The following is an 18853-nucleotide window of genomic DNA, read 5'->3' on the forward strand; positions in this document are numbered from 1 at the left end:
GTCAGACCGGCTGATTCGGATCGCGCTCGGGCAGCGGGCGCATGGTGATCACCGGACGCCCGAGCGGGGTCCGCACCCGCCGCTTGGCGGACTGGTACACCTGCGCGGTCTCGGCGGCCACCACGTCCCAGGAGAAATCGGCGGTCAGGCGTTCCCGGGCGGCGTAGGCGCGTTCCTGGGCGGCGGCCGGATCGTCGAGCACTGCGCGCACCGCCTGGACGAGTCCGTCCACGTCGGCCGGTTCGAACGACGCACCGGTGACGCCGTCGATCACGGCCTCACCGAGCCCACCGGCGGTGGAGGTGACCAGCGGGGTCCCCGCCGCGGCCGCCTCCAGCGCGACGATTCCGAAGGGTTCGTAGCGGCTGGGCAGCACGATCGCATCGGCACCGTGCAACCAGCCGAGCAGTTCGGCATGGTCGAGCTGGCCGGCGAAATTCACCGCACGCGCCACCCGGTGCACCCGGGCCCGTTCACGCAACCATTCGAACTGGGTGCCGACCCCGGCGACGGTGAGGGTGGTGCCGGGATGGGCGCGCCGGATCCGCGGCAGCGCCGCGATCGCGTCCTGCACACCCTTCTCGTATTCGAGCCTGCCTACATACAGCAGCCGCGGCGGTCCGGTGCGCGGCGGGCGCGGACGGAAGGTCCAGGCGCCGACGTCGATACCGTTGCGGATGACGGTCAGCGGGATGCGGTCGGGGTTGTAGAGCCGCTCCACCTCGTCCTGCATCGACGCCGAACAGGTGATGAGCGCGTCGGATTCGTTGGCCAGCCACCACTCCACCGAATGCACCTGACGATTCACCCGGCCCGAGACCCAGCCGCTGTGCCGTCCGGCCTCGGTGGCGTGGATGGTCGAGACCAGCGGCACGTCGTAGTACTCGGCCAGCGCGATGGCCGGATGCGCCACCAGCCAGTCGTGGGCGTGCACCACATCGGGTGTCCAGCCCTCGCCTATGCCGGGCTTGTTGAGTGCGACGCCCGCGCGCACCATGGCGTGGCCCATCGCCAGCGTCCACGCGAGCATGTCCTCGCCGAAATCGAAGAACGGCGGGTCCTCGGCGACCGCGACCACCAGCACGCCATCGGCGATGTAGGAGTGCGTGGGATGCGTCGACGGGTCGGTGCCGGTGGGGCGGCGCGCCAGCACGACCACCTCGTGGCCCGCGGCGGCGAGCTCGGTGGCCAGGTGATGGACGTGCCTGCCCAGCCCGCCGACGACCACCGGCGGGTACTCCCACGACACCATCAAGATCTTCATGTATGTCCTTCTGAGGTGGCAGCGCGCAATCGGCGCGCGTCCAGGGCCGGGAAGAATCCGTCGGCCGCCCCCCATCCTGCCGCCAACTGCCGTGCTTTGGCGAGCTGACCGGCCCCGACGGCCGCCGCGATCTCGCGAACGGCGTGCGCGTGCTGATGTGCGCGTTCGCGGGCGTACCCGGCGGCGGAGTCCTTGCTGACCATGAACGCCCAGTCGCTGGACACGGTCAGGATCGCTTCCCGCAGGAGTTGGTCGGCCACCTGGTCGCGACCGGTCGCCGAGGATTCCGCGCGCATCTTGTCCACCGTGTCCAGGGCCAGGGCGACGATGTCGTCGTTGAGTTCCACCAGGTCACGCACCTGATCGCCGGCCCACACCCGCCAGTCCTTGCCCGAGCCCCAGGACGAATCGGTCAGCTGCACCGGCTCGCCGACGTACCCGTTCGCCCGCGCGTCGGCCAGCGTGCCGACCGTGACGCCCGCTTCCGGCAGCGCCCGCAGCACCTGGGCCAGCCACTGCGGACCCTCATGCCACCAGTGCCCGAACAGCTCGGTGTCGAAGGCGGCCACCACCAGCGCGGGCCTGCCGATCCGCTCGGACTCGCCGATCAGCCGTTCGCGCACGGTGGCGACGAAATCGTCGACGTCGGCGCGCACCGCGGCCGCGGCCAGCTCCGGGTCGTAGGGCGCCTTGTCCGGTCCGGCGACCGATTTGCCGGTCACCCGGGCCGGTTTGAGACCGGTGGCGTGGTCGTAGTGATGAAAATCTCGGTAGGCACTGTGGCCCGGGTAGCCGGACTTGGGCGACCAGACCCGGTAACTGACCTGGAGATCGCGCCCGAAGGCCACCACCTCGGACTCGCGAACCGGCCGTCCGAGGCTGGAATCGCCGCGCAGCGCGGGCCCATCCACCATGAAATGCGTCACACCGGCGGCGTCGTAGCCGACCTCCATGCCGGGCGTGTAACCGCATTCGGGCGCCCAGATTCCGGACGGGGTGTGGCCCCAGCGCAGCCGGGCGTCGGCGAGCCCTTCGGTGAGCTGGAATTCGCGCAGCCGCGCATCGAGCAGCGGCTGGAACGGATGTGCCAGCGGGCCGCCGAGCAGCTCGATCGCCTCGGCGTCGATCAGCTGCCGCCACACCGGTGCGGCGCCGTGACGCCAATGCTGTTCGAACTCCGCCAGCGCGGCCGCGGCCAGCCGGTGCTCATGCCTGCCGAGCGCGATATTGCCCGCCATCGCGGCCTCGTCGGCGCGCAACTGCCAATTGCCCAGCCAGTGATGCATGCCGGCCAGGCAGTGCGGATCGTCGAGCTGGGCGGCCAGCACCGGCGTGATGCCGAGTGTCAGCAGATGCGAACGTCCTTCGGCGGCAAGGGTTCTCAAAACCTCGACGACCGGAAGGTAGGACGCCGCCCAGGACTGGTAGAGCCATTCCTCGCCCACCGGCCAGCGCCCGTGATGGGCCAGCCAGGGCAGGTGCGAATGCAGGACCAGGGTGAACTGGCCCGGCACGGGTGCGGTGCTGCCGGTCAAGGCTTCACCGCGATGGCCACCAGATCCAGGCTCGCATCGATGTCGTCGGTGGTCAGGGCGAAGTCGTCGATGGTCACCGCGGCGACGTCGGCGGTGAGCTCGGCCGGCCACGGCTCGCCGGCCAGCGCGCGCTCGATCTGCGCGTCGATGAACGAGCCGCCGTGCTTGGCGTCCAACGCTTTCAGCGTCTCGCCGTGGTGCACACCGGTCATCAGCGATACCTCGAAACCGGCCTCGACCAGCAGCTCGGTGAGTTCGGCCGCGTTGAGTTCCCGGGTGTGGAACGGGTTGAGCGGGGTATCGCGGCCGGGGGAGAAGGTGATCCGGTTCGGCGTGCTGATCAGCAGTTCGCCGCCGGGACGCAGCACCCGCAGGCATTCGCGCAGGAACTGTGCTTGATCCCAAAGGTGTTCGATCACTTGGAAATTCACCACGACGTCGACCGAGGAGTCGTCCAGCGGCAGGTCGGCGAGATTGCCCTGGATCATCTCCACACGCGGGTAGCGCGCGCGCACGTGCTCGACCGCGCTCGCGTCATAGTCCAGCCCGATCACGCGGGTGGCGACCCCGGCGATCATGTCGGCGCCGTAGCCCTCGCCGGAACCGGCCTCGAGCACGGTCTTGCCGACGCAGCGCTCCAGCAGCCGCGCGTAGACGATCTCGTGCCTGCGGAACCAGTAGTTCTCCTCGGCGATTCCAGGCACGGTGCGCTCGCCGGTCAACGGCAGCGGGTCGAGTGCGCCCGGCGTCGCGGCGGTCATGGGTGCCGGTTCGCCTACTGCGGCAGGAATCACAGCCTCACTCATCGGTCCGACGTTACTGGTACGGCTGGGTGAACTTGTTTCCGGTCTGGTGTTCAGGACCCTCGCGGAGTAAGTTACCCACGAGTAACTTAACGTAGGGTAGTGTCACGCCCTGAGCGACTCACATGGACGTACGGCCCGCCGGATCGTGCGACCGACCGCCCATACCCCGTGTACCCAGAACAGGAGGTCGACGAAGACCGATGCCGAACATCGTCGTACTCATCAAGCAGGTTCCCGACACCTGGTCCGAGCGCAAGCTCTCCGATGGTGACTTCACCCTCGACCGCGAGGCCGCCGACGCGGTGCTCGACGAGATCAACGAGCGCGCCGTCGAGGAAGCGCTGCTGATCAAGGAGGCGCAGGGCGGCGAGGTCACCGTGCTGTCGGCCGGACCCGACCGCGCCACCGAGGCCATCCGCAAGGCGCTGTCCATGGGCGCCGACAAGGCCATCCACATCAACGACCCGGCGATCCACGGCTCCGACGCCGTGCAGACCGCGTGGGTGCTGGCCGGCGCGCTCGGCCAGGTGGAAGGCGTGGAGCTGGTCATCGCCGGTAACGAGGCCACCGACGGCCGCGCCGGTGCCGTGCCCGCGATCATCGCCGAGTACCTGGGCATCCCGCAGCTCACCCACCTGCGCAAGCTGACCGTCGACGGCGACAAGATCACCGGCGAGCGCGAGACCGACGAAGGCGTGTTCAAGCTCGAGGCCACCCTCCCGGCCATCGTCTCGGTCACCGAGAAGATCAACGAGCCGCGCTTCCCGTCCTTCAAGGGCATCATGGCCGCCAAGAAGAAGGAAGTGCAGACCTTCACCCTGGCCGACCTGGGCATCGACCCCTCCACCGTTGGTGTGGCCAACGCCGGCACCGTGGTCACCGCGTCGACCCCGAAGCCCCCGCGTACCGCGGGCGAGAAGATCGCCGACGAGGGCGACGGCGGCACCAAGATCGCCCAGTACCTCATCGGTCAGAAGATCATCTGATCCCGCTCGTACGAGACTGCTTAGGAGACAGAACAAATGGCAGAAGTACTTGTGCTCGTCGAGCACGCCGACGGTGCGGTCAAGAAGGTCAGCACCGAACTGATCACCGCCGCCCGTACCCTTGGCTCGCCGTCCGCCGTGGTGCTCGGCACCGCGGGCACCGGTGAGAAGCTGGCCGACGCGCTCGCCGCGGCCGGCGCCGAGAAGATCTACATCGCCGAGTCCGACGATGTCGAGAACTACCTGGTGACCCCGAAGGTCGACGTGCTGGCCGGTCTGGTCGAGGCCGCTTCGCCCGCCGCCGTCATCGTCGCCGCCTCCGCTGAAGGCAAGGAGGTGTCGGGCCGCCTCGCCGCGCGCATCGGCTCCGGCCTGCTCGTCGACGTCATCGGCATCAACGCCGACGGCTCGGCCGTGCACTCCATCTTCGGTGGCGCCTTCACCGTCGACGCCAAGGCCACCGGCGATGTGCCGGTGATCTCGGTGCGTCCCGGCGCCATCGAGGCCGCCCCGCAGGCCGGTGCCGGCGAGAAGGTGACCGTCGAGGTTCCGGCGCAGGAAGAGGGCGTGGTCAAGGTGACCTCGCGCGAGCCCGTCGTCGCCGGTGACCGTCCGGAGCTCACCGAGGCCGCCATCGTGGTCTCCGGTGGCCGCGGTGTCGGTTCGGCCGACAACTTCTCGGTCGTCGAGGCGCTGGCCGACTCGCTCGGCGCCGCCGTCGGTGCCTCGCGTGCCGCCGTCGACTCCGGCTACTACCCGGGCCAGTTCCAGGTCGGCCAGACCGGTAAGACGGTCTCCCCGCAGCTCTACATCGCCCTCGGCATCTCCGGCGCCATCCAGCACCGCGCCGGTATGCAGACCTCGAAGACCATCGTCGCGGTCAACAAGGACGAAGAGGCCCCGATCTTCGAGATCGCGGACTACGGCATCGTGGGCGACCTGTTCAACGTCGCGCCGCAGCTGACCGAAGCCGTGAAGTCGCACAAGGGCTGAACGCCCGCGCCTGAGCGCATCGCCCGTGGCCTCGGCTGGAAACAGTCGAGGCCACGGGTGTTTTCCGGGCTATCATGGCCGCATGTCCCTGCCTCGCATCGAGCGCCCTGAACTCCCCGAATACATGACGTGGGAGGAGTTGGAGCGTCTACCCGAGGAGATTGCCGATCAGATCGAGCTATGGGAGGGCCGGGTGGTATGGGTCCGGCGGGGGCCCGGCGAGCATCAGGTCTTCATGCGCAGGTTGACCAATGAGCTCGAACGTTGTGCGCGCGACGATATGGCAGCTGATGGTGAACGCTGCTGGCGCGTCAACCTCGAAACCAACATCTTCCTGGGGAGAAACGGAAAGTCGGACTTCCTTACCCCGGATTTCCTCGTCCATCGCTGTCTCGGTTCGGCGTATCAGGATGTGCGCGCGTCCGACACCTTGCTGGTGGGTGAGATTCTTTCGCCGTCGAACAAGCAGACCGACATCGAGGCCAAGAAGTCGCGGTATGCGGGTGCGGGCATTCCGTGGTACTGGGAGGTGACCCTGCAGCCGGATGTCAGCGCAATCGCGAAGATCCGCGCCTATGGTCTGGAAACCGGCGTTGCCACCTTGCCGGAGGGTGTGCGTCCGCTGCACCGTGCCGATTATCGCTTGGTCGGCGAATGGGATCATGGCGACGAAGCTGGCGTGTCGTTCAGATATCCCTTCCCGATCGAAATCCCTTGGGTGGCGCTCGCCTTCTGAACTACGCGCTGCGGGCTCCGGTTCTTCCAGGCCTGTCCGGTAGCGTCGCGGTGTTCGACCGCGATCGGAAGGAGCAGGCGTGCTGGGGGTGGGTACGACCTTCGCCGGGTATCAGCTGGAAGGTGTGCTCGGACAGGGCGGAATGGGCACGGTGTATCTGGCCAGGCATCCGCGGCTGCCGCGCAGTGTGGCGCTGAAACTGCTGAACCGGGCGGTGTCCGACGATCCGGAGCTGGTGCGGCGGTTCGAACTGGAAGCCGATGTGGTTGCGCGGCTGGATCATCCGGGGATTGTCGGGGTCTACGATCGTGGCGTCGACGATGGGCATCTGTGGATCGCCATGCAGTACATTCGCGGCACCGACGCGGCATCGTGGGACGGCCGGGCGCAGCCGGCGACCGAGGCGGTGCGGCTGATCGGCGATACGGCGGCCGCGCTGGACTACGCGCACGGTCAGGGTGTGCTGCACCGGGATATCAAGCCCGCCAACATTCTCTTCGCCGCCGCCGACGCCAACCGTGAATCACACGCGGTACTCACCGATTTCGGGATCGCCCGGCTCACCGACGCCAACACCAAACTCACCGCTACCGGAACCTTCACCGCCACCATCGCCTTCGGGTCACCCGAACAGCTCTCCGGTGAAGTGGTCGACGCGCGCAGCGACCAGTACTCGCTGGCCTGCACCCTGTTCGCGATCCTCGGCGGCCGCTCGCCGTACGAGTCGACCAACCCGGGCCAGGTGGTGATGGGACACATCTCCCAGCCGGTGCCGCGGCTCACCGATTTCCGCAAGGATCTGCCGCCGGCCGTCGACGTCGTGCTCGGCCGCGCCATGGCCAAGCGGCGCGATGAACGGTTCGGTAGCTGTGGGGAATTCACCGCCGCGATGCGCGATGCGCTCGAGGGGAAGCATATGGCAATGCCGGTGCTGCCGTCGTCGCCGACGATTGTGCAGGCCGGGCCGATCGAGCCGGTCGGCGGCGCGCGCGTCGCCGGCCCTCCCGCCGGGTGGGCGCCGCACAGCGGTGCCCCGGTGCCGGGACCCGACGCACGGTTCGCCGCGCCCGGCTACGGCCCGGCAGCCTGGAATCCGGCGTACGGCGCGAAACCGTCGATGAAGACCGCGCTGACCGCGGGAATCATCACGCAGCTGTTCGGCGTGCTCGCGGCAGGCATTTTCGTCCTCGGCGTGGTGGAAACTGTGAAGGCGCTCGGCGACGGCCGCGACCATCTGTTGCAGGAGAATCTCCTGGCGCTCGGCCTGGTGACCATCATCGCCCTGCTGTGGAATGCCGCCGGTCTGCTCCTACTCGGGGGCAGACCCGCGGGCCGGATCCTGACGATCATATGTTCGGCGATCGCGACGTTACTCGGCGTCATCGCGTGCATCGCGATCGCCGTCACCGGGGTATGGCCCGCGCTGCTCGGATACTTCCCGATCTTGGTTATCGTTGGCACCGCATTGATCTGTGCGATATCCCCGTCCACCAAACGGTGGATCGCCTATCGGGTCGCTCAGCGCGCGGCTCCCCGCTGGCGCTGAGCACCGGTGCCACCGAGCAGCGGTGGAATGTCGCTGGAGTTGGCGCGGCTCAGCGTTCCATGGCTCGGCAACAGCCGAATCCACCGCGGCAACCCGACTTCGCCGGACTCGCACGCGGAATTCGCTTGCCCGGCGCGGCGCCGAGCCGCAGGCTGACAGCGTGACGATCGCACTGCCGCCGGAGGTCGCCGAATCGATCCGCGATTTCTTCGACCAGGCGGGTGAACGCTGGCTGGCGGCTCTCCCAGAACTCGTGGCGGCGCGCTGCCGCGACTGGGACCTCGAGCTGATCGGCGCGCCGTTCGGTGGCAGCCCCCATTCGTAGTCGGTGAGCCCGCGGGACATCGCACCGCGCCCGACCGCTCACGCACAGTGCAGCGCCGCCAGCAGCGTGGTCAGGATTGGCGATCGGCGCGCACCCGTGCGCAACACCGCTGACACCGGCACCCGCAACGGATGACCGGCCAACTCCAACGTCGCGATGCCTTCGGTGGGGCTATTGGCGTACAGGATCGTCCATGCGTCCGGATGGTTGATCAGCTCCATGGTCGCCGTGTGGTCCGGCGGGATGGGCGGGCCGTAGGTGGGCCCGGCGGGCTGGTCGGCGAAGGCTGCGCGCACCACGTTGTGCAGCAGCACCTGTTCGGATTCCGGCGGCAGCAGCAGGGGATAGGCGCTGAGTTCGGTCAGTGTCACGTCGGTGCGGCCGGCCAGCGGATGCGATGGCGCGGTGGCGATCATCAGGTCCTCCACCCAGAGCTGTTCGACCGTCAGCCCGGGCTGGTCGACGCTGCCGCGGATCAGAGCGAGGTCGCAGTCGCCGTCGGCGACCGCGGCGATACGCTGGCGGAAGGGTTTGATGACGAACTCGATCTCGGCGCCGGGGTGGGCGTCGCGGGCGCCGGCGATCGCCGAGAGCGAGCGCGTCGCGAACGACATGTTCGCCGCCAGCCGGATGCGCGGTCGCGAGGTGCGCACCGCGGCGCGGATGGCAGACTCCAAACTGAGCATTTGCTTGGCCAGTGGAAGTAGCCTGGTGCTCGCGTCGGTGGGGACGACCGATCGGGTGGATCGCTCGAAGAGCTGGACGCCGAGGTCGTGTTCGAGCCGGGCGATCTGATGACTGATCGCGGACTGCGAGATGAAGCAGCGGGTCGCGGCTCTGCTGAAGCTGAGCTCCTCGCACACCGCGACGAAGTAGGTGAGCTGGCGCAGCTCCACCGTTACCTCCATTAATTAGTGATTCAGATAAGAGTCATCTGAATTATGCGCCCTGACGGGTGAAATATCTCGACTCCTGATAACGGTTCTTCATGATGAACAGGCTGTCATGATCAACAGGGGTGTTGTGAGGATGCGTAATACGGAAGCCGTACGGGCCGCGGAACCGGAGTTCGTCGAAGTCGTCATCGTCGGATCGGGCTTCGGTGGCCTGGCCGCCGCCAAGCAGCTGGCCAAATCGGGGGTGCCCTATGTGCTGATCTCGAGCACGCCGGAACATCTGTTCCAGCCGCTGCTGTACCAGGTCGCCACCGGCGTGCTGGCCGCCGACGAGATCGCGCCGCCCATCGCCTCGATTCTGCGCAGGCACGAGAAGGGCGATGTCCGGCTGGGTAAGGTCACCGCCATCGATCCCGACGCCGCCGAACTCGTCTACGAGACCGCCGATGGCCCGCGCCGCATCCGTTACGGCTCGCTGATCGCCGCCACCGGCGCCAACCAGTCGTATTTCGGTCGCGACGATTTCGCCGAGAAGACCTTCGCGCTCAAGACCATCGACGACGCCAAGCGGCTGCGCGCCCAGATCGACCATGTCTTCACCCAGGCCAAGCATGCCGACAGGGAGACCCGCGAACGGCTGCTCAGCTTCGTCGTCGTCGGAGCGGGTGCGACGGGTGTCGAGGTGGCGGGCCAGCTGGCCGAACTCGCCAAGCGCTACTACCACCAGGACGTGTCGGTCACCCTGGTCGAGGGTGCCGGTGAGGTGCTGCCCCCGTTCGGTGGCGGGCTGTCGGAGTACGCGAAGCAGTCGCTGACCAAGGGCGGGGTCGAGGTGCTGCTCGGCACCTTCGTCACCGATATCGAACCCGGCAAGGCGACCGTCAAGGACAAGCAGGGCGTCGAGCACCGGATCGCCGCGGAGACCGTCGTCTGGTCGGCCGGTGTGCAGGCCAGCGGTTTCACCAAGATCCTCGCCGAGGCCACCGGCGCCGAGACCGACCGCGCCGGACGACTGCTGATCAACCCGGACCTGACCGTCGGCGGTTACGCCGACATCTACGCCATCGGCGATATGACCTCGCTGAAGGGCTACCCGGGCCAGTCGCCGGTCGCCATGCAGGAGGGCAGGCACGCCGCCGACATCATCCGCCGCAAGAAGCTGCCCGGCACCGAGTTCGAGTACTGGGACAAGGGCAGCATGGCGGTCATCCGCCGGCGCAGCGCCATCGCCAAGGTGAGCGACAAGATCAAGTTCAAGGGCCTGATCGCCTGGTACATGTGGCTGGCGGTGCACCTGTTCTACCTGGTCGGCTTCCGCAACCGGTTCATGGCGGTGATGGGCTGGCTGGTCGCCTTCACCGGCAACGGCCGCCCCGGATTCGCCGAGATCGACAGGGGCCGCCCCGCCGCCGGGCAACAGCCACCCATAGCCGCCTGACCAGGCTCTATACCGTGCCACGATCGCGTTGTCCCGCAGCGGGACAACGCGATCGGTTGTGTGCGGCCGACGTCGCAGGGAACGCCCGCCGACGTCGCGGTGAACACCGGGTGTGACGGCCGTCTCGTTCACCGAACGGGCATACACGCGACACTCGGCGGACGCCCCGGCGCAGTCTGCGGCTGGCCTCATAACGGCTATGACTATTACGTCCGTGTTGACAGCCCCGGCTCGACCGACGGACACCGGGGTGGAACGGTCCCGGTATGCACTGGTCGTCTCCTCCGATGCCGAGCACCGCACGGCCGCCCAGCGCCTGCGTTACGACGTCTTCGCCGCCGAACCCGGCTTCGAGATACCCGATGACGGAACCGGTCTCGACGCCGACCGCTTCGACGAGCACTGCGATCATCTACTGGTCCGCGACGAGCTGACCGAACAGTTCGTCGGCTGCTACCGGATGCTGCCGCCGGACAAGGTCGCCGCCGCCGGTGGCTACTACACCGCCACTGAGTTCGACCTCACCCGCCTCGATCCCACCGGCCACCGGATCGTGGAAATGGGCCGCGCCTGCGTGGTGCCCGACCACCGCAACGGCTCGGTGCTGACCCTCATGTGGGCGGGCATCCTGCACTACATCCAGCTCACCGGATACGAATGGGTGATGGGCTGCGTGTCGGTGCCGATGCGCGACACCCCGGAGGACCCGGCCGGCGTGAACGTGCGCGGCGTGCGTGACCTGCTGCTCGGCCGCCACGCCTGCGATCCCGAACGCCGGGTGGACCCGTACCGCCCGGTCGTGGTCGACGGCAAGTCGCTCGACGAGCTCACCCCGCCCGCGCGCCCCAAGCTGCCGCCGCTGCTGCGCGGCTATCTGCGCCTCGGCGCCGAGATCTGCGGTGAACCGGCCCACGATCCCGATTTCGCGGTCGCCGACTTCGTCGCGCTGCTCGGCCTCGACACCATCAACACCCGGTACCTGGAGCGGTTGCAGGGCGCCGCCGCCGGATTCGACAGCGGGCGGTGAGCGGTCATGGTCTTCGACGCTCCGCCCGCGACCGCCGCGCACTCCTGGATGCCGATCAGTCCCTGTAGCACGGGCTGTGTCCAGCCGGTCGACGCCGCGGGTACGGCCCGGGTGGTGGGCCGCGCCCTTCGATTGGCCGGACTGCTGGCCAGCTATCCGGCCGCGCATATGCTCACCGCCGCCGGGCGCCGGGAGCGGTTGCAGCGCGAGTACGCGCGCGCAGTACTGCGCAGCTGCGGTATCGAGCTTCGCGTGATCGACAACCGGGGCGCGGCGGCAGTGCCGGGAGCTGTCGCGGTGGATCGCTCATCGCCGGGCCGAGCGCAGGCGCCCGACGCGGGGCGCGAGGCACGTTATGCGGCGCCTGGGCAAGGCGTCCTGGTGGTCGCCGGACATATCGGCTGGTCCGATGTCGTGGTGCTGGCCGCTGTCCAGCCGCTGAGCTTTGTCGCGCGGGCCGATCTGATCGATTGGCCGATGCTCGGCAAGCTGGCCCAGCTGATGCGGATCATTCCCATCGAACGTGAGCGATTGCGGGCACTACCGGGCGTGGTCGCGCAGATCTCCGAACGTCTCGCCGCGGGAGAACGGGTCGCGGCCTTCCCGGAGGGCACCACGTGGTGTGGGCGCGCCTACGGAAAGCTGCGCCCCGCGCTGTTCCAGGCTGCCGTCGACACCGGCACGCCGGTCCAGCCGATCCGGTTGCGCTACCTCGACGCGCACGGGGAGCCATGCACCGCAACGGGTTTCGTCGGCGACGACACCTTCGCTACCTCGGCGCGGCGCATCCTGCGCTCGCGCGGCATCGTCGCCGAGGTCGTGCTCGAGCCGGTCCAGCAGCCCGGTACCGACCGGCGCGAACTCGCGCGGCGGTGCGAAGAGTTGATGCGCGCACCGGAGCTGTCGGATGGCGCGCGCTCGGCCCTCGCGGCGGCGACCTCGCACTTGGCCGACGCTGTCGCGCGGACGGAGCGGGCGCACGCTGACATGGGGGTATAGCGGGCGCACGTCGTGCTGAAGCGGCAGGCGCGCGAGGCGCGAGGGCGCAGCAGATGAACGCCGTTGCGGGAGGGTGCAGTGGACTCGCCGGGGAGACCGTCACAGACACGCTGTGGCGCCGGCAGGCAGCAGGCTACCCGGCAGGGGACGCATCAGGCCACACCGGCGCGGAGGCGACGCAATGGGATCGGCACGCAGCTGGTTCAGGCGGCGGGTGGTATTGGTGGGCCAACGCTGAAGCCAGGATCGACCGGGTGCCAGCCGAGAAGGTGCGGTGCGGCCGATGCTTGGTCAGTTGATAACCGCCAGTAGGTGATTCATCTCGACGCAGGCAGGTCCGGCCCGGTCAGCACGCAGGTGGTCCGGCTGAAAATCGACGGCATGCACTTGTTGCAGTGCGTGCACAGCGACGGCGTGTTCGCGTCCTGCTGAATCCGCAGCATCAGATCCGGTTGACGCAGCAGGGCCCGCGCCATCGCGACGAACTCGAATCCCTCATCCATCGCCCGCTGCATCGTCTCGGCATTGGCGATGCCACCCAGCAGGACCAGCGGCAGCTTCAGCTCGTACCGGAACTGGCGCGCCATATCCAGCATGTAGGCCTCGCGATAGGGGTATTCGCGCAGGAAGAATCGTCCGCCCAGTCGCATGCCCCAGCTCATCGCACCGGGGAAGGCCTTCGCGAACTCCATGCGTGGGGCGTCGCCGTGGAACAGGTACATCGGGTTGAGCAGCGAGCTGCCGATGGTGAGCTCCAGAGCGTCGAGGGTGCCGTCCTCCTCGAGCCAGCGCCCGATCTGCAAACTCTCCTCGAGGCGCAGCCCGCCGACCACACCGTCGTCCATGTTCAGTTTCGCCAGCACCGCGATCCGTCCGCCGACCGCCTCGCGCACCGCTTCGGCGACCTCGCGCGCCAGCCGTGCGCGGTTGACGAGGCTGCCGCCGTACGCGTCGCGGCGGCGGTTGAGCAGCGGGCTGAAGAAGGAGCTGATCAGGTAGTTGTGCCCGAAATGCAGTTCGACGGCGTCGAATCCGGATTCCTCGGCGGTGCGGGCGGCATCGGCGAAGGCGCGCACCACGCGCCGCAATTCGGCCGCGTCCGGGCGCACCGTGCGCGCCATGCCGAGCGGACTGAACATCCGCCCCGGCGCGAGCGCGGGCAGGCGGTTGGACGCGGCATTGGCGACCGGACCCGCATGCCCGATCTGCGCGCTCGCGGCCGCGCCCTCGGCGTGGATGGCGTCGGTGAGCCTGCGCAGGCCCGGCACCGCCTCCGGCCGCATCCAGATCTGGTGCCGGTCGGTGCGGCCCTCGGGGGAGACGGCACAGTAGGCGACCGTCGTCATCCCGACGCCGCCCGCGGCAGGTGCGCGGTGGTAGTCGATCAGATCGTCGGTCACGAGCGCGTCCGGCGTGCGTCCCTCGAAGGTCGCCGCCTTGATCACCCTGTTGCGCAGGGTGATCGGACCGAGCCGGGCGGGGGCGAACACCGTGGTCATCGCGCCTCTGCCGGTGCACACAGGCCCGCGGTCACGAACGCCCGCAGGGTGGCGACCGCTTGCGGGGACAGATCGCGATCCTCGGCCAGCGGCGAACCGAACTGGCCGAGAACGAGGTCGAAGGCCAGCATCCAGCGGGCCCGCGCCTCCTGCGCGGACAGCGCCGGATACCGCTGACGCAGCAGGTCGGCGAACGGGTCGAGGGTGAACCACCGTGCGGTCCAGGCGATGTCCTGGCGACTCAGTACCAGCCGCGCGAGCAGCCGGATGTGCAGCCGGCCGATCGGATCATCGGCCAGCCGCACCAACGGGTCGATCACCGCGTCCACGCATTCGGCCACCGTGGCCGCGCGCCCGGCCAGATCGTCCAGCGACGCCTCCCACAGCGGGCCCAGCCTGCTCTGCAACAGCGCTGCCACCAGCGCCTGTTTCGACCCGAAGTGGTAGTGCACCGCGGCCGGATTCACCTCCGCCGCGGCGCACACCGCGCGAATGGATACCCGCTCATAGCCCGACTCGAGCAGCAGGCGCTCGGCGGCCGAGAGCAGCCGCTCCCGGGTGTCGGTGTCGACTCGACTCATGACACCGAGTAGAGCACGGTTCAATCAGTGATTCAAGCATTGATTGAACGATGCTCGGTGCAGGCGGGACCGCTGGTGAACGGCGGGATCAGAACGCGCTACCGGTGGAAGGCAACGGGAAGTGCCCGCGACCGTGATGCCCGCGATCCCAGTCGTGCCTGCCGTGCCGACCGCGATCCCGGTCCCAGTCGTGATCATGGTCGTGACCGCGATTCCAGCTCCCATGCCCACCGTGCCCGTGGCCCCGACCGTGTCCGTGTCCGTGACCATGACGCCCGTGACCGGGCCGTTCGACGGCGTCGAGTCCGTCGGCCGGTTCCAGCGCAACGGGTGCGGCGAACGCGGGCACCGCGAGCGCGGTGACCGGCGCGAGGACCAGGGCGGAGGCCACTGCGACGCGGGCGAGCGCGCGCCGGGTACGGCTGTTCAGGTGAGTGTTTCGGCTCATCGGATTTACCTCGTTCGATACGGTCGCCGAGCGGGAACGGCCCGGCGGTGGTGATCGCTGGCCCGATCGGCCGAGCCGCAACCATCTATCGACGAGTAATGTACCGATAAATAACGGTACGATCAATAGGTACACGATCTGGATTCGATGCGGTGGCCCGGCTCACCCGAGTCCGGCGTCGAGCGGCCGGGAATAACCGCATGCCGGTGACGGCTATCCTTTACTGGTCATGAAGTCGGGTTTCCCGGGTCCGGTCAACGCTGCGCCCACGACGGTCTACCTCGATCATGCGGCGACCACACCCATGGTTCCTGCCGCCATCGAGGCGATGACGGCTGCGCTCGGCCTGGTCGGGAACGCGTCGTCACTGCACGGATCGGGGCGGGCGGCGCGGCGGCGGGTGGAGGAGGCGCGCGAATCGATCGCCGCCGACCTCGGCGCGCGGCCGTCGGAGGTGATCTTCACCGCCGGCGGTACCGAGAGCGACAATCTCGCGGTCAAGGGGATCTACTGGGCTCGCCGCGATGAGGATCCGCGCCGCACCCGCCTCATCGCGAGCGCGGTCGAGCACCATGCGGTGGTCGATACGGTCGAGTGGCTGGAACAGCACGAGGGCGCCCGGGTGACGTGGTTGCCCGTCGACGCCGACGGTGTGGTGTCGGTGACCGCGCTGCGCGCGGAGCTGACCGCGCATGCCGACGAGGTCGCGCTGGTGAGCGTGATGTGGGCCAACAACGAGGTCGGCACGATCCAGCCGATCGCCGAACTCGCCGCGGTGGCAAACGAATTCGGAGTGCCCATGCACAGCGACGCGGTGCAGGCGGCGGGCCAGGTGCCGATCGACTTCGGTGCCAGCGGGCTGGCGGCGGCGAGTTTCGCCGGGCACAAGGTCGGCGGGCCGCACGGGGTCGGCGTGCTGCTGCTGGGCAGGCAGGTGCCGTGTGTGCCGCTGCTGCACGGCGGCGGGCACGAGCGGGACCTGCGGTCGGGCACGGTCGATGTGGCCGGTGCGGTCGGTCTTGCCGCCGCGCTGCACGCGGCCGTCACCGAATTGCCCACGCGCACCGTCGAATTGGCGCGCTTGCGGGACGAGCTGATCGCGGGCGTGCAGCGGCTGATCCCCGACGCCGTGCTGAACGGCCCGCACGACGAGCGCAGGCTCGCGGGTAACGCGCACTTCACCTTCGCCGGTTGCGAGGGCGATTCGCTGCTGATGCTGCTCGACGCCGCCGGCATCGAATGCTCCACCGGCTCGGCCTGCAATGCGGGGGTCGCCTCGCCGAGTCACGTGCTGATCGCGATGGGCGTCGAGCCGTGGCAGGCGCGCGGGTCATTGCGTTTTTCGCTGGGGCACACCAGTACCGGCGCCGATGTGCACGCGCTGCTGGAAGTGCTGCCGCAAGTCGTCGAACGAGCCAGGGCCGCGGGCCTGGCCGGTGCGAAGGGAGGCCTCTGATGCGAGTACTCGCCGCGATGAGCGGTGGTGTGGATTCGGCGGTGGCCGCCGCGCGCGCCGTCGACGCCGGCCACGAGGTGGTCGGCGTCCATCTGGCGCTGTCGGCCACACCGGGCACGCTGCGCACCGGTTCCAGGGGCTGCTGCTCCAAGGAAGACGCCGGTGACGCCCGCCGGGCCGCGGATGTGCTCGGTATCCCCTTCTACGTCTGGGATTTCGCCGACCGCTTCAAGGAAGACGTCATCGACGATTTCGTCGCGGCCTACGCGGCGGGGGAGACCCCGAACCCGTGCCTGCGCTGCAACGAGAAGATCAAGTTCTCCGCACTCGCCGATCGCGCGATCGCCCTCGGTTTCGACGCCGTCGTCACCGGCCACTACGCGCGCCTGTCCGACGGCGTGCTGCGCCGCGCGGTGGACGCCGACAAGGACCAGTCCTATGTGCTGGCCGTGCTGACCGCCGAGCAGCTGTCGCGTGCGATGTTCCCGGTCGGCGACACTCCGAAGCCGCAGATCCGCGCGGAGGCCGCCGAACGCGGACTGGCCGTCGCGAACAAGCCCGACAGCCACGACATCTGCTTCATCCCCTCCGGCGATACCCGCGCGTTCCTCGGCGCCAAGATCGGTATCCGGCCCGGCGCCGTCGTCGATTCCGACGGCACCGAGCTGGCCACCCACGACGGTGTGCACGGCTTCACCATCGGCCAGCGCAAGGGCCTCGGGCTGCCCGGCCCGGCCGCCGACGGCAAGCCGCGCTACGTCACCGGGATCGACCCCGATTCGGGCACCGTGACGGTCGGTTCGGCCGAGGAGTTGCAGGTCTGGACGATCGAGGCCGACCGCGCGATCTGGACTTCGGGTTCGGCGCCGGACGGGCCGATCGAGTGCGTGGTGCAGGTGCGCGCGCACGGCGGCACCGCCCCCGCGGTCGCCGAGGCCACCGGTTCCGGCCTGACGGTGCGGCTGCGTGAGCCGCTCACGGGTGTCGCCCGCGGCCAGGCCGCGGTGCTGTATCAGCCCGACGCCGACGGCGATCGGGTGATCGGCAGCGGCACCATCGCCGCGACCGCGCGCGCGGTTGCGTCCGGCGCGCATCGGTGATCGATACCGTCTTCGCCCGCGGGCCGGGACTGGTTGTCGTGAGCTGCGATGTCGTCGATGAGGGTGAACTGTGAGCACTGAAACGCGAGGCGGCCTGCCGGCCGGGATCGCCACCGCGGTCGGCTCGTGGCCGGGCACAGACCCGCGCGAGGCCGCCGCCATATCGGTCGGCGAACTGCCAGGTCTGCCGCACCTGATCGAGCTGCCCGCCCGCGGGGTGGGCGCCGACATGATCGGCCGGGCCTCGGCACTGCTGGTCGACCTGCGGTTCGACACCACACCCCGCGGTTACCGGCTCGCGGACCGGCCGGGCGCGACCTCGCGCCGCGCCACGGATCTGCTGCGCACCGATATCGACGCGCTCGACGAAGCCTGGGAGATCGCGGGCCTGCGCGGCTCGGGTCGCGCGGTGAAGGTGCAGGCCGTCGGCCCGCTCACGCTGGCCGCCGAGGTCGAATTGCGGTCCGGGCACCGCGCGCTCACCGATTCGGGCGCCCTGCGCGATCTGTCCGCCTCGCTGGCCGAGGGCCTGGCCCAGCACGTGGCCGAGGTGGGCAAACGCCTCGACGCCGAGGTCGTGCTGCAACTGGACGAACCCGATCTGACCGCCGTGCTGAACGGATCGCTGCGCGGTGCCAGCGTGCTCAACACTGTGCGCGCACTGCCGGAGCCGGAAGCGCTCGCGCTGCTCGACGACGTCATCGGTGCGCAGGGCGTCCCGGTGCTGATCCACACCTGCGCCGTCCCGCCGGCCCTGCCGTTGCTGCGGCGCTGCGCGGCCACCGCCGTCGGCTTCGATCTGACCACCATCGCGACCGCCGAACTCGATGCCGTCGGCGAATTCCTCGACGGCGGCAAACAGCTCGTGCTCGGCCTGGTCCCGACCAGCGCGCCGCCCACGCCGCCCGGCTGGCGCGAGATCGCCGAACCGGGCGTGCGGCTGATCGACCGGCTCGGCTTCCCCCGGCGCACCCTCGCCGACCAGATCCTGGTGTCGCCGGCCTGCGGGCTGGCAACCGCGCCGCTGGACTGGGCCAGGCGCGCGTTGGCCCTGGCCCGCGACGTCGCCACCGCCTACGCCGACGAACCGGAGTCGCTGACGTTCGAGGGTTAGGCGGGATCGCGCCGAAGCCGCTCGCATGGCCGGAAACGAGGCCGATTCGCGGCGTCGGCAGCGCGTGGACGTGCGCGAACGTAGCGGGAATTGTCGGTGGGCTC

The 18853-nt window shown here is 69.2% G+C and carries 18 protein-coding genes; 11 read left to right on the forward strand and 7 right to left on the reverse strand.

Annotated features, from left to right (window positions below; translation table 11 throughout):
- Position 1 precedes the first annotated feature (1 nt).
- The 3 genes from FEK34_RS07145 to FEK34_RS07155 are packed head-to-tail and all read right to left on the reverse strand — an operon-like array spanning position 2 to position 3560.
- On the reverse strand, positions 2-1264 hold the full coding sequence (locus FEK34_RS07145) for a glycosyltransferase family 4 protein (RefSeq protein WP_138447091.1): 1263 nt from the start codon (positions 1262-1264) through the stop codon (positions 2-4).
- On the reverse strand, positions 1261-2799 hold the full coding sequence (locus FEK34_RS07150; protein ID WP_138447092.1) for a 1,4-alpha-glucan branching protein domain-containing protein: 1539 nt from the start codon (positions 2797-2799) through the stop codon (positions 1261-1263). The genes FEK34_RS07145 and FEK34_RS07150 overlap by 4 nt, the downstream gene beginning before the upstream one ends.
- On the reverse strand, positions 2796-3560 hold the full coding sequence (locus tag FEK34_RS07155; RefSeq protein ID WP_138447502.1) for a class I SAM-dependent methyltransferase: 765 nt from the start codon (positions 3558-3560) through the stop codon (positions 2796-2798). The genes FEK34_RS07150 and FEK34_RS07155 overlap by 4 nt, the downstream gene beginning before the upstream one ends.
- A 245-nt stretch (positions 3561-3805) precedes the next feature.
- Between FEK34_RS07155 and FEK34_RS07160 the strand changes: the two genes are divergently transcribed.
- The 5 genes from FEK34_RS07160 to FEK34_RS07180 all read left to right on the forward strand — a co-directional run bounded on the left by FEK34_RS07160 (position 3806) and on the right by FEK34_RS07180 (position 8191).
- Positions 3806-4591: an electron transfer flavoprotein subunit beta/FixA family protein gene (locus tag FEK34_RS07160; RefSeq protein WP_138447093.1), complete on the forward strand. Its 786-nt coding sequence runs from the start codon at positions 3806-3808 to the stop codon at positions 4589-4591.
- 36 nt (positions 4592-4627) lie between these two features.
- Positions 4628-5584 carry an electron transfer flavoprotein subunit alpha/FixB family protein gene (locus tag FEK34_RS07165; protein WP_138447094.1) on the forward strand — a complete coding sequence of 319 codons (957 nt, stop codon included), beginning with the start codon at positions 4628-4630 and terminating at the stop codon, positions 5582-5584.
- 82 nt (positions 5585-5666) lie between these two features.
- Positions 5667-6320, forward strand: coding sequence for a Uma2 family endonuclease (locus FEK34_RS07170; RefSeq protein WP_249358838.1), 654 nt, complete (start codon positions 5667-5669; stop codon positions 6318-6320).
- Positions 6321-6399: 79 nt separating this feature from the next.
- Positions 6400-7866, forward strand: coding sequence for a serine/threonine-protein kinase (locus FEK34_RS07175; RefSeq protein ID WP_249358839.1), 1467 nt, complete (start codon positions 6400-6402; stop codon positions 7864-7866).
- 160 nt (positions 7867-8026) lie between these two features.
- Entirely contained in the window at positions 8027-8191 is a 165-nt protein-coding gene (locus tag FEK34_RS07180) for a hypothetical protein (protein ID WP_212748719.1), read from the forward strand.
- 38 nt (positions 8192-8229) lie between these two features.
- Here FEK34_RS07180 and FEK34_RS07185 read toward each other — a convergent pair whose 3' ends face one another.
- Positions 8230-9087, reverse strand: a complete 858-nt coding sequence (locus FEK34_RS07185; RefSeq protein WP_249358107.1) for a LysR family transcriptional regulator — start codon at positions 9085-9087, stop codon at positions 8230-8232.
- A gap of 133 nt (positions 9088-9220) precedes the next feature.
- On the opposite strand from FEK34_RS07185, the gene FEK34_RS07190 reads away from it, so the two are divergent.
- The 3 genes from FEK34_RS07190 (at position 9221) to FEK34_RS07200 (ending at position 12551) form a co-directional block, all read left to right on the forward strand.
- Complete coding sequence (locus tag FEK34_RS07190) at positions 9221-10525, forward strand: NAD(P)/FAD-dependent oxidoreductase (protein WP_138447096.1); 1305 nt, start codon at positions 9221-9223, stop codon at positions 10523-10525.
- A gap of 199 nt (positions 10526-10724) precedes the next feature.
- Complete coding sequence (locus tag FEK34_RS07195) at positions 10725-11552, forward strand: GNAT family N-acetyltransferase (RefSeq protein WP_138447097.1); 828 nt, start codon at positions 10725-10727, stop codon at positions 11550-11552.
- Between the two features lie 6 nt (positions 11553-11558).
- Positions 11559-12551 (forward strand): lysophospholipid acyltransferase family protein, encoded by a 993-nt coding sequence (locus FEK34_RS07200; RefSeq protein ID WP_138447098.1) that lies wholly within the window; start codon positions 11559-11561, stop codon positions 12549-12551.
- 317 nt (positions 12552-12868) lie between these two features.
- On the opposite strand, the gene FEK34_RS07205 is transcribed toward FEK34_RS07200, so the two are convergent.
- From FEK34_RS07205 to FEK34_RS07215, 3 genes are all read right to left on the reverse strand, one after another.
- Complete coding sequence (locus FEK34_RS07205) at positions 12869-14050, reverse strand: NADH:flavin oxidoreductase (RefSeq protein WP_138447099.1); 1182 nt, start codon at positions 14048-14050, stop codon at positions 12869-12871.
- Positions 14047-14631, reverse strand: coding sequence for a TetR/AcrR family transcriptional regulator (locus FEK34_RS07210; RefSeq protein WP_138447100.1), 585 nt, complete (start codon positions 14629-14631; stop codon positions 14047-14049). Before FEK34_RS07210 ends, FEK34_RS07205 begins: the two co-directional genes overlap by 4 nt.
- A gap of 88 nt (positions 14632-14719) precedes the next feature.
- Positions 14720-15079, reverse strand: a complete 360-nt coding sequence (locus FEK34_RS07215) for a hypothetical protein (RefSeq protein WP_138447101.1) — start codon at positions 15077-15079, stop codon at positions 14720-14722.
- Positions 15080-15308: 229 nt separating this feature from the next.
- Here FEK34_RS07215 and FEK34_RS07220 point away from each other — a divergent pair, with 229 nt between their 5' ends.
- The 3 genes from FEK34_RS07220 (at position 15309) to FEK34_RS07230 (ending at position 18749) form a co-directional block, all read left to right on the forward strand.
- Positions 15309-16535, forward strand: a complete 1227-nt coding sequence (locus FEK34_RS07220; protein ID WP_138447102.1) for a cysteine desulfurase family protein — start codon at positions 15309-15311, stop codon at positions 16533-16535.
- Positions 16535-17635, forward strand: coding sequence for a tRNA 2-thiouridine(34) synthase MnmA (gene mnmA, locus FEK34_RS07225; RefSeq protein WP_138447103.1), 1101 nt, complete (start codon positions 16535-16537; stop codon positions 17633-17635). Before FEK34_RS07220 ends, mnmA begins: the two co-directional genes overlap by 1 nt.
- Positions 17636-17705: 70 nt before the next feature.
- Positions 17706-18749: a methionine synthase gene (locus tag FEK34_RS07230; protein WP_171048080.1), complete on the forward strand. Its 1044-nt coding sequence runs from the start codon at positions 17706-17708 to the stop codon at positions 18747-18749.
- The last annotated feature ends 104 nt before the right edge of the window (positions 18750-18853 follow it).

Origin of the sequence: Nocardia cyriacigeorgica (genome assembly GCF_005863245.1) — a bacterium.
Lineage (GTDB): Bacteria > Actinomycetota > Actinomycetes > Mycobacteriales > Mycobacteriaceae > Nocardia > Nocardia cyriacigeorgica_C.

Bases quoted from the DNA above. Each gene is read 5' to 3' on its own strand.
- FEK34_RS07190 (WP_138447096.1), top strand. From the start codon at position 9,221: ATGCGTAATACGGAAGCCGTACGGGCCGCGGAACCGGAGTTCGTCGAA.
- mnmA (WP_138447103.1), top strand. From the start codon at position 16,535: ATGCGAGTACTCGCCGCGATGAGCGGTGGTGTGGATTCGGCGGTGGCC.
- FEK34_RS07165 (WP_138447094.1), top strand. From the start codon at position 4,628: ATGGCAGAAGTACTTGTGCTCGTCGAGCACGCCGACGGTGCGGTCAAG.
- FEK34_RS07215 (WP_138447101.1), bottom strand. From the start codon at position 15,079: ATGAGCCGAAACACTCACCTGAACAGCCGTACCCGGCGCGCGCTCGCC.
- FEK34_RS07155 (WP_138447502.1), bottom strand. From the start codon at position 3,560: ATGACCGCCGCGACGCCGGGCGCACTCGACCCGCTGCCGTTGACCGGC.
- FEK34_RS07210 (WP_138447100.1), bottom strand. From the start codon at position 14,631: ATGAGTCGAGTCGACACCGACACCCGGGAGCGGCTGCTCTCGGCCGCC.
- FEK34_RS07145 (WP_138447091.1), bottom strand. From the start codon at position 1,264: ATGAAGATCTTGATGGTGTCGTGGGAGTACCCGCCGGTGGTCGTCGGC.
- FEK34_RS07205 (WP_138447099.1), bottom strand. From the start codon at position 14,050: ATGACCACGGTGTTCGCCCCCGCCCGGCTCGGTCCGATCACCCTGCGC.
- FEK34_RS07160 (WP_138447093.1), top strand. From the start codon at position 3,806: ATGCCGAACATCGTCGTACTCATCAAGCAGGTTCCCGACACCTGGTCC.
- FEK34_RS07195 (WP_138447097.1), top strand. From the start codon at position 10,725: ATGACTATTACGTCCGTGTTGACAGCCCCGGCTCGACCGACGGACACC.
- FEK34_RS07220 (WP_138447102.1), top strand. From the start codon at position 15,309: ATGAAGTCGGGTTTCCCGGGTCCGGTCAACGCTGCGCCCACGACGGTC.
- FEK34_RS07200 (WP_138447098.1), top strand. From the start codon at position 11,559: ATGGTCTTCGACGCTCCGCCCGCGACCGCCGCGCACTCCTGGATGCCG.
- FEK34_RS07170 (WP_249358838.1), top strand. From the start codon at position 5,667: ATGTCCCTGCCTCGCATCGAGCGCCCTGAACTCCCCGAATACATGACG.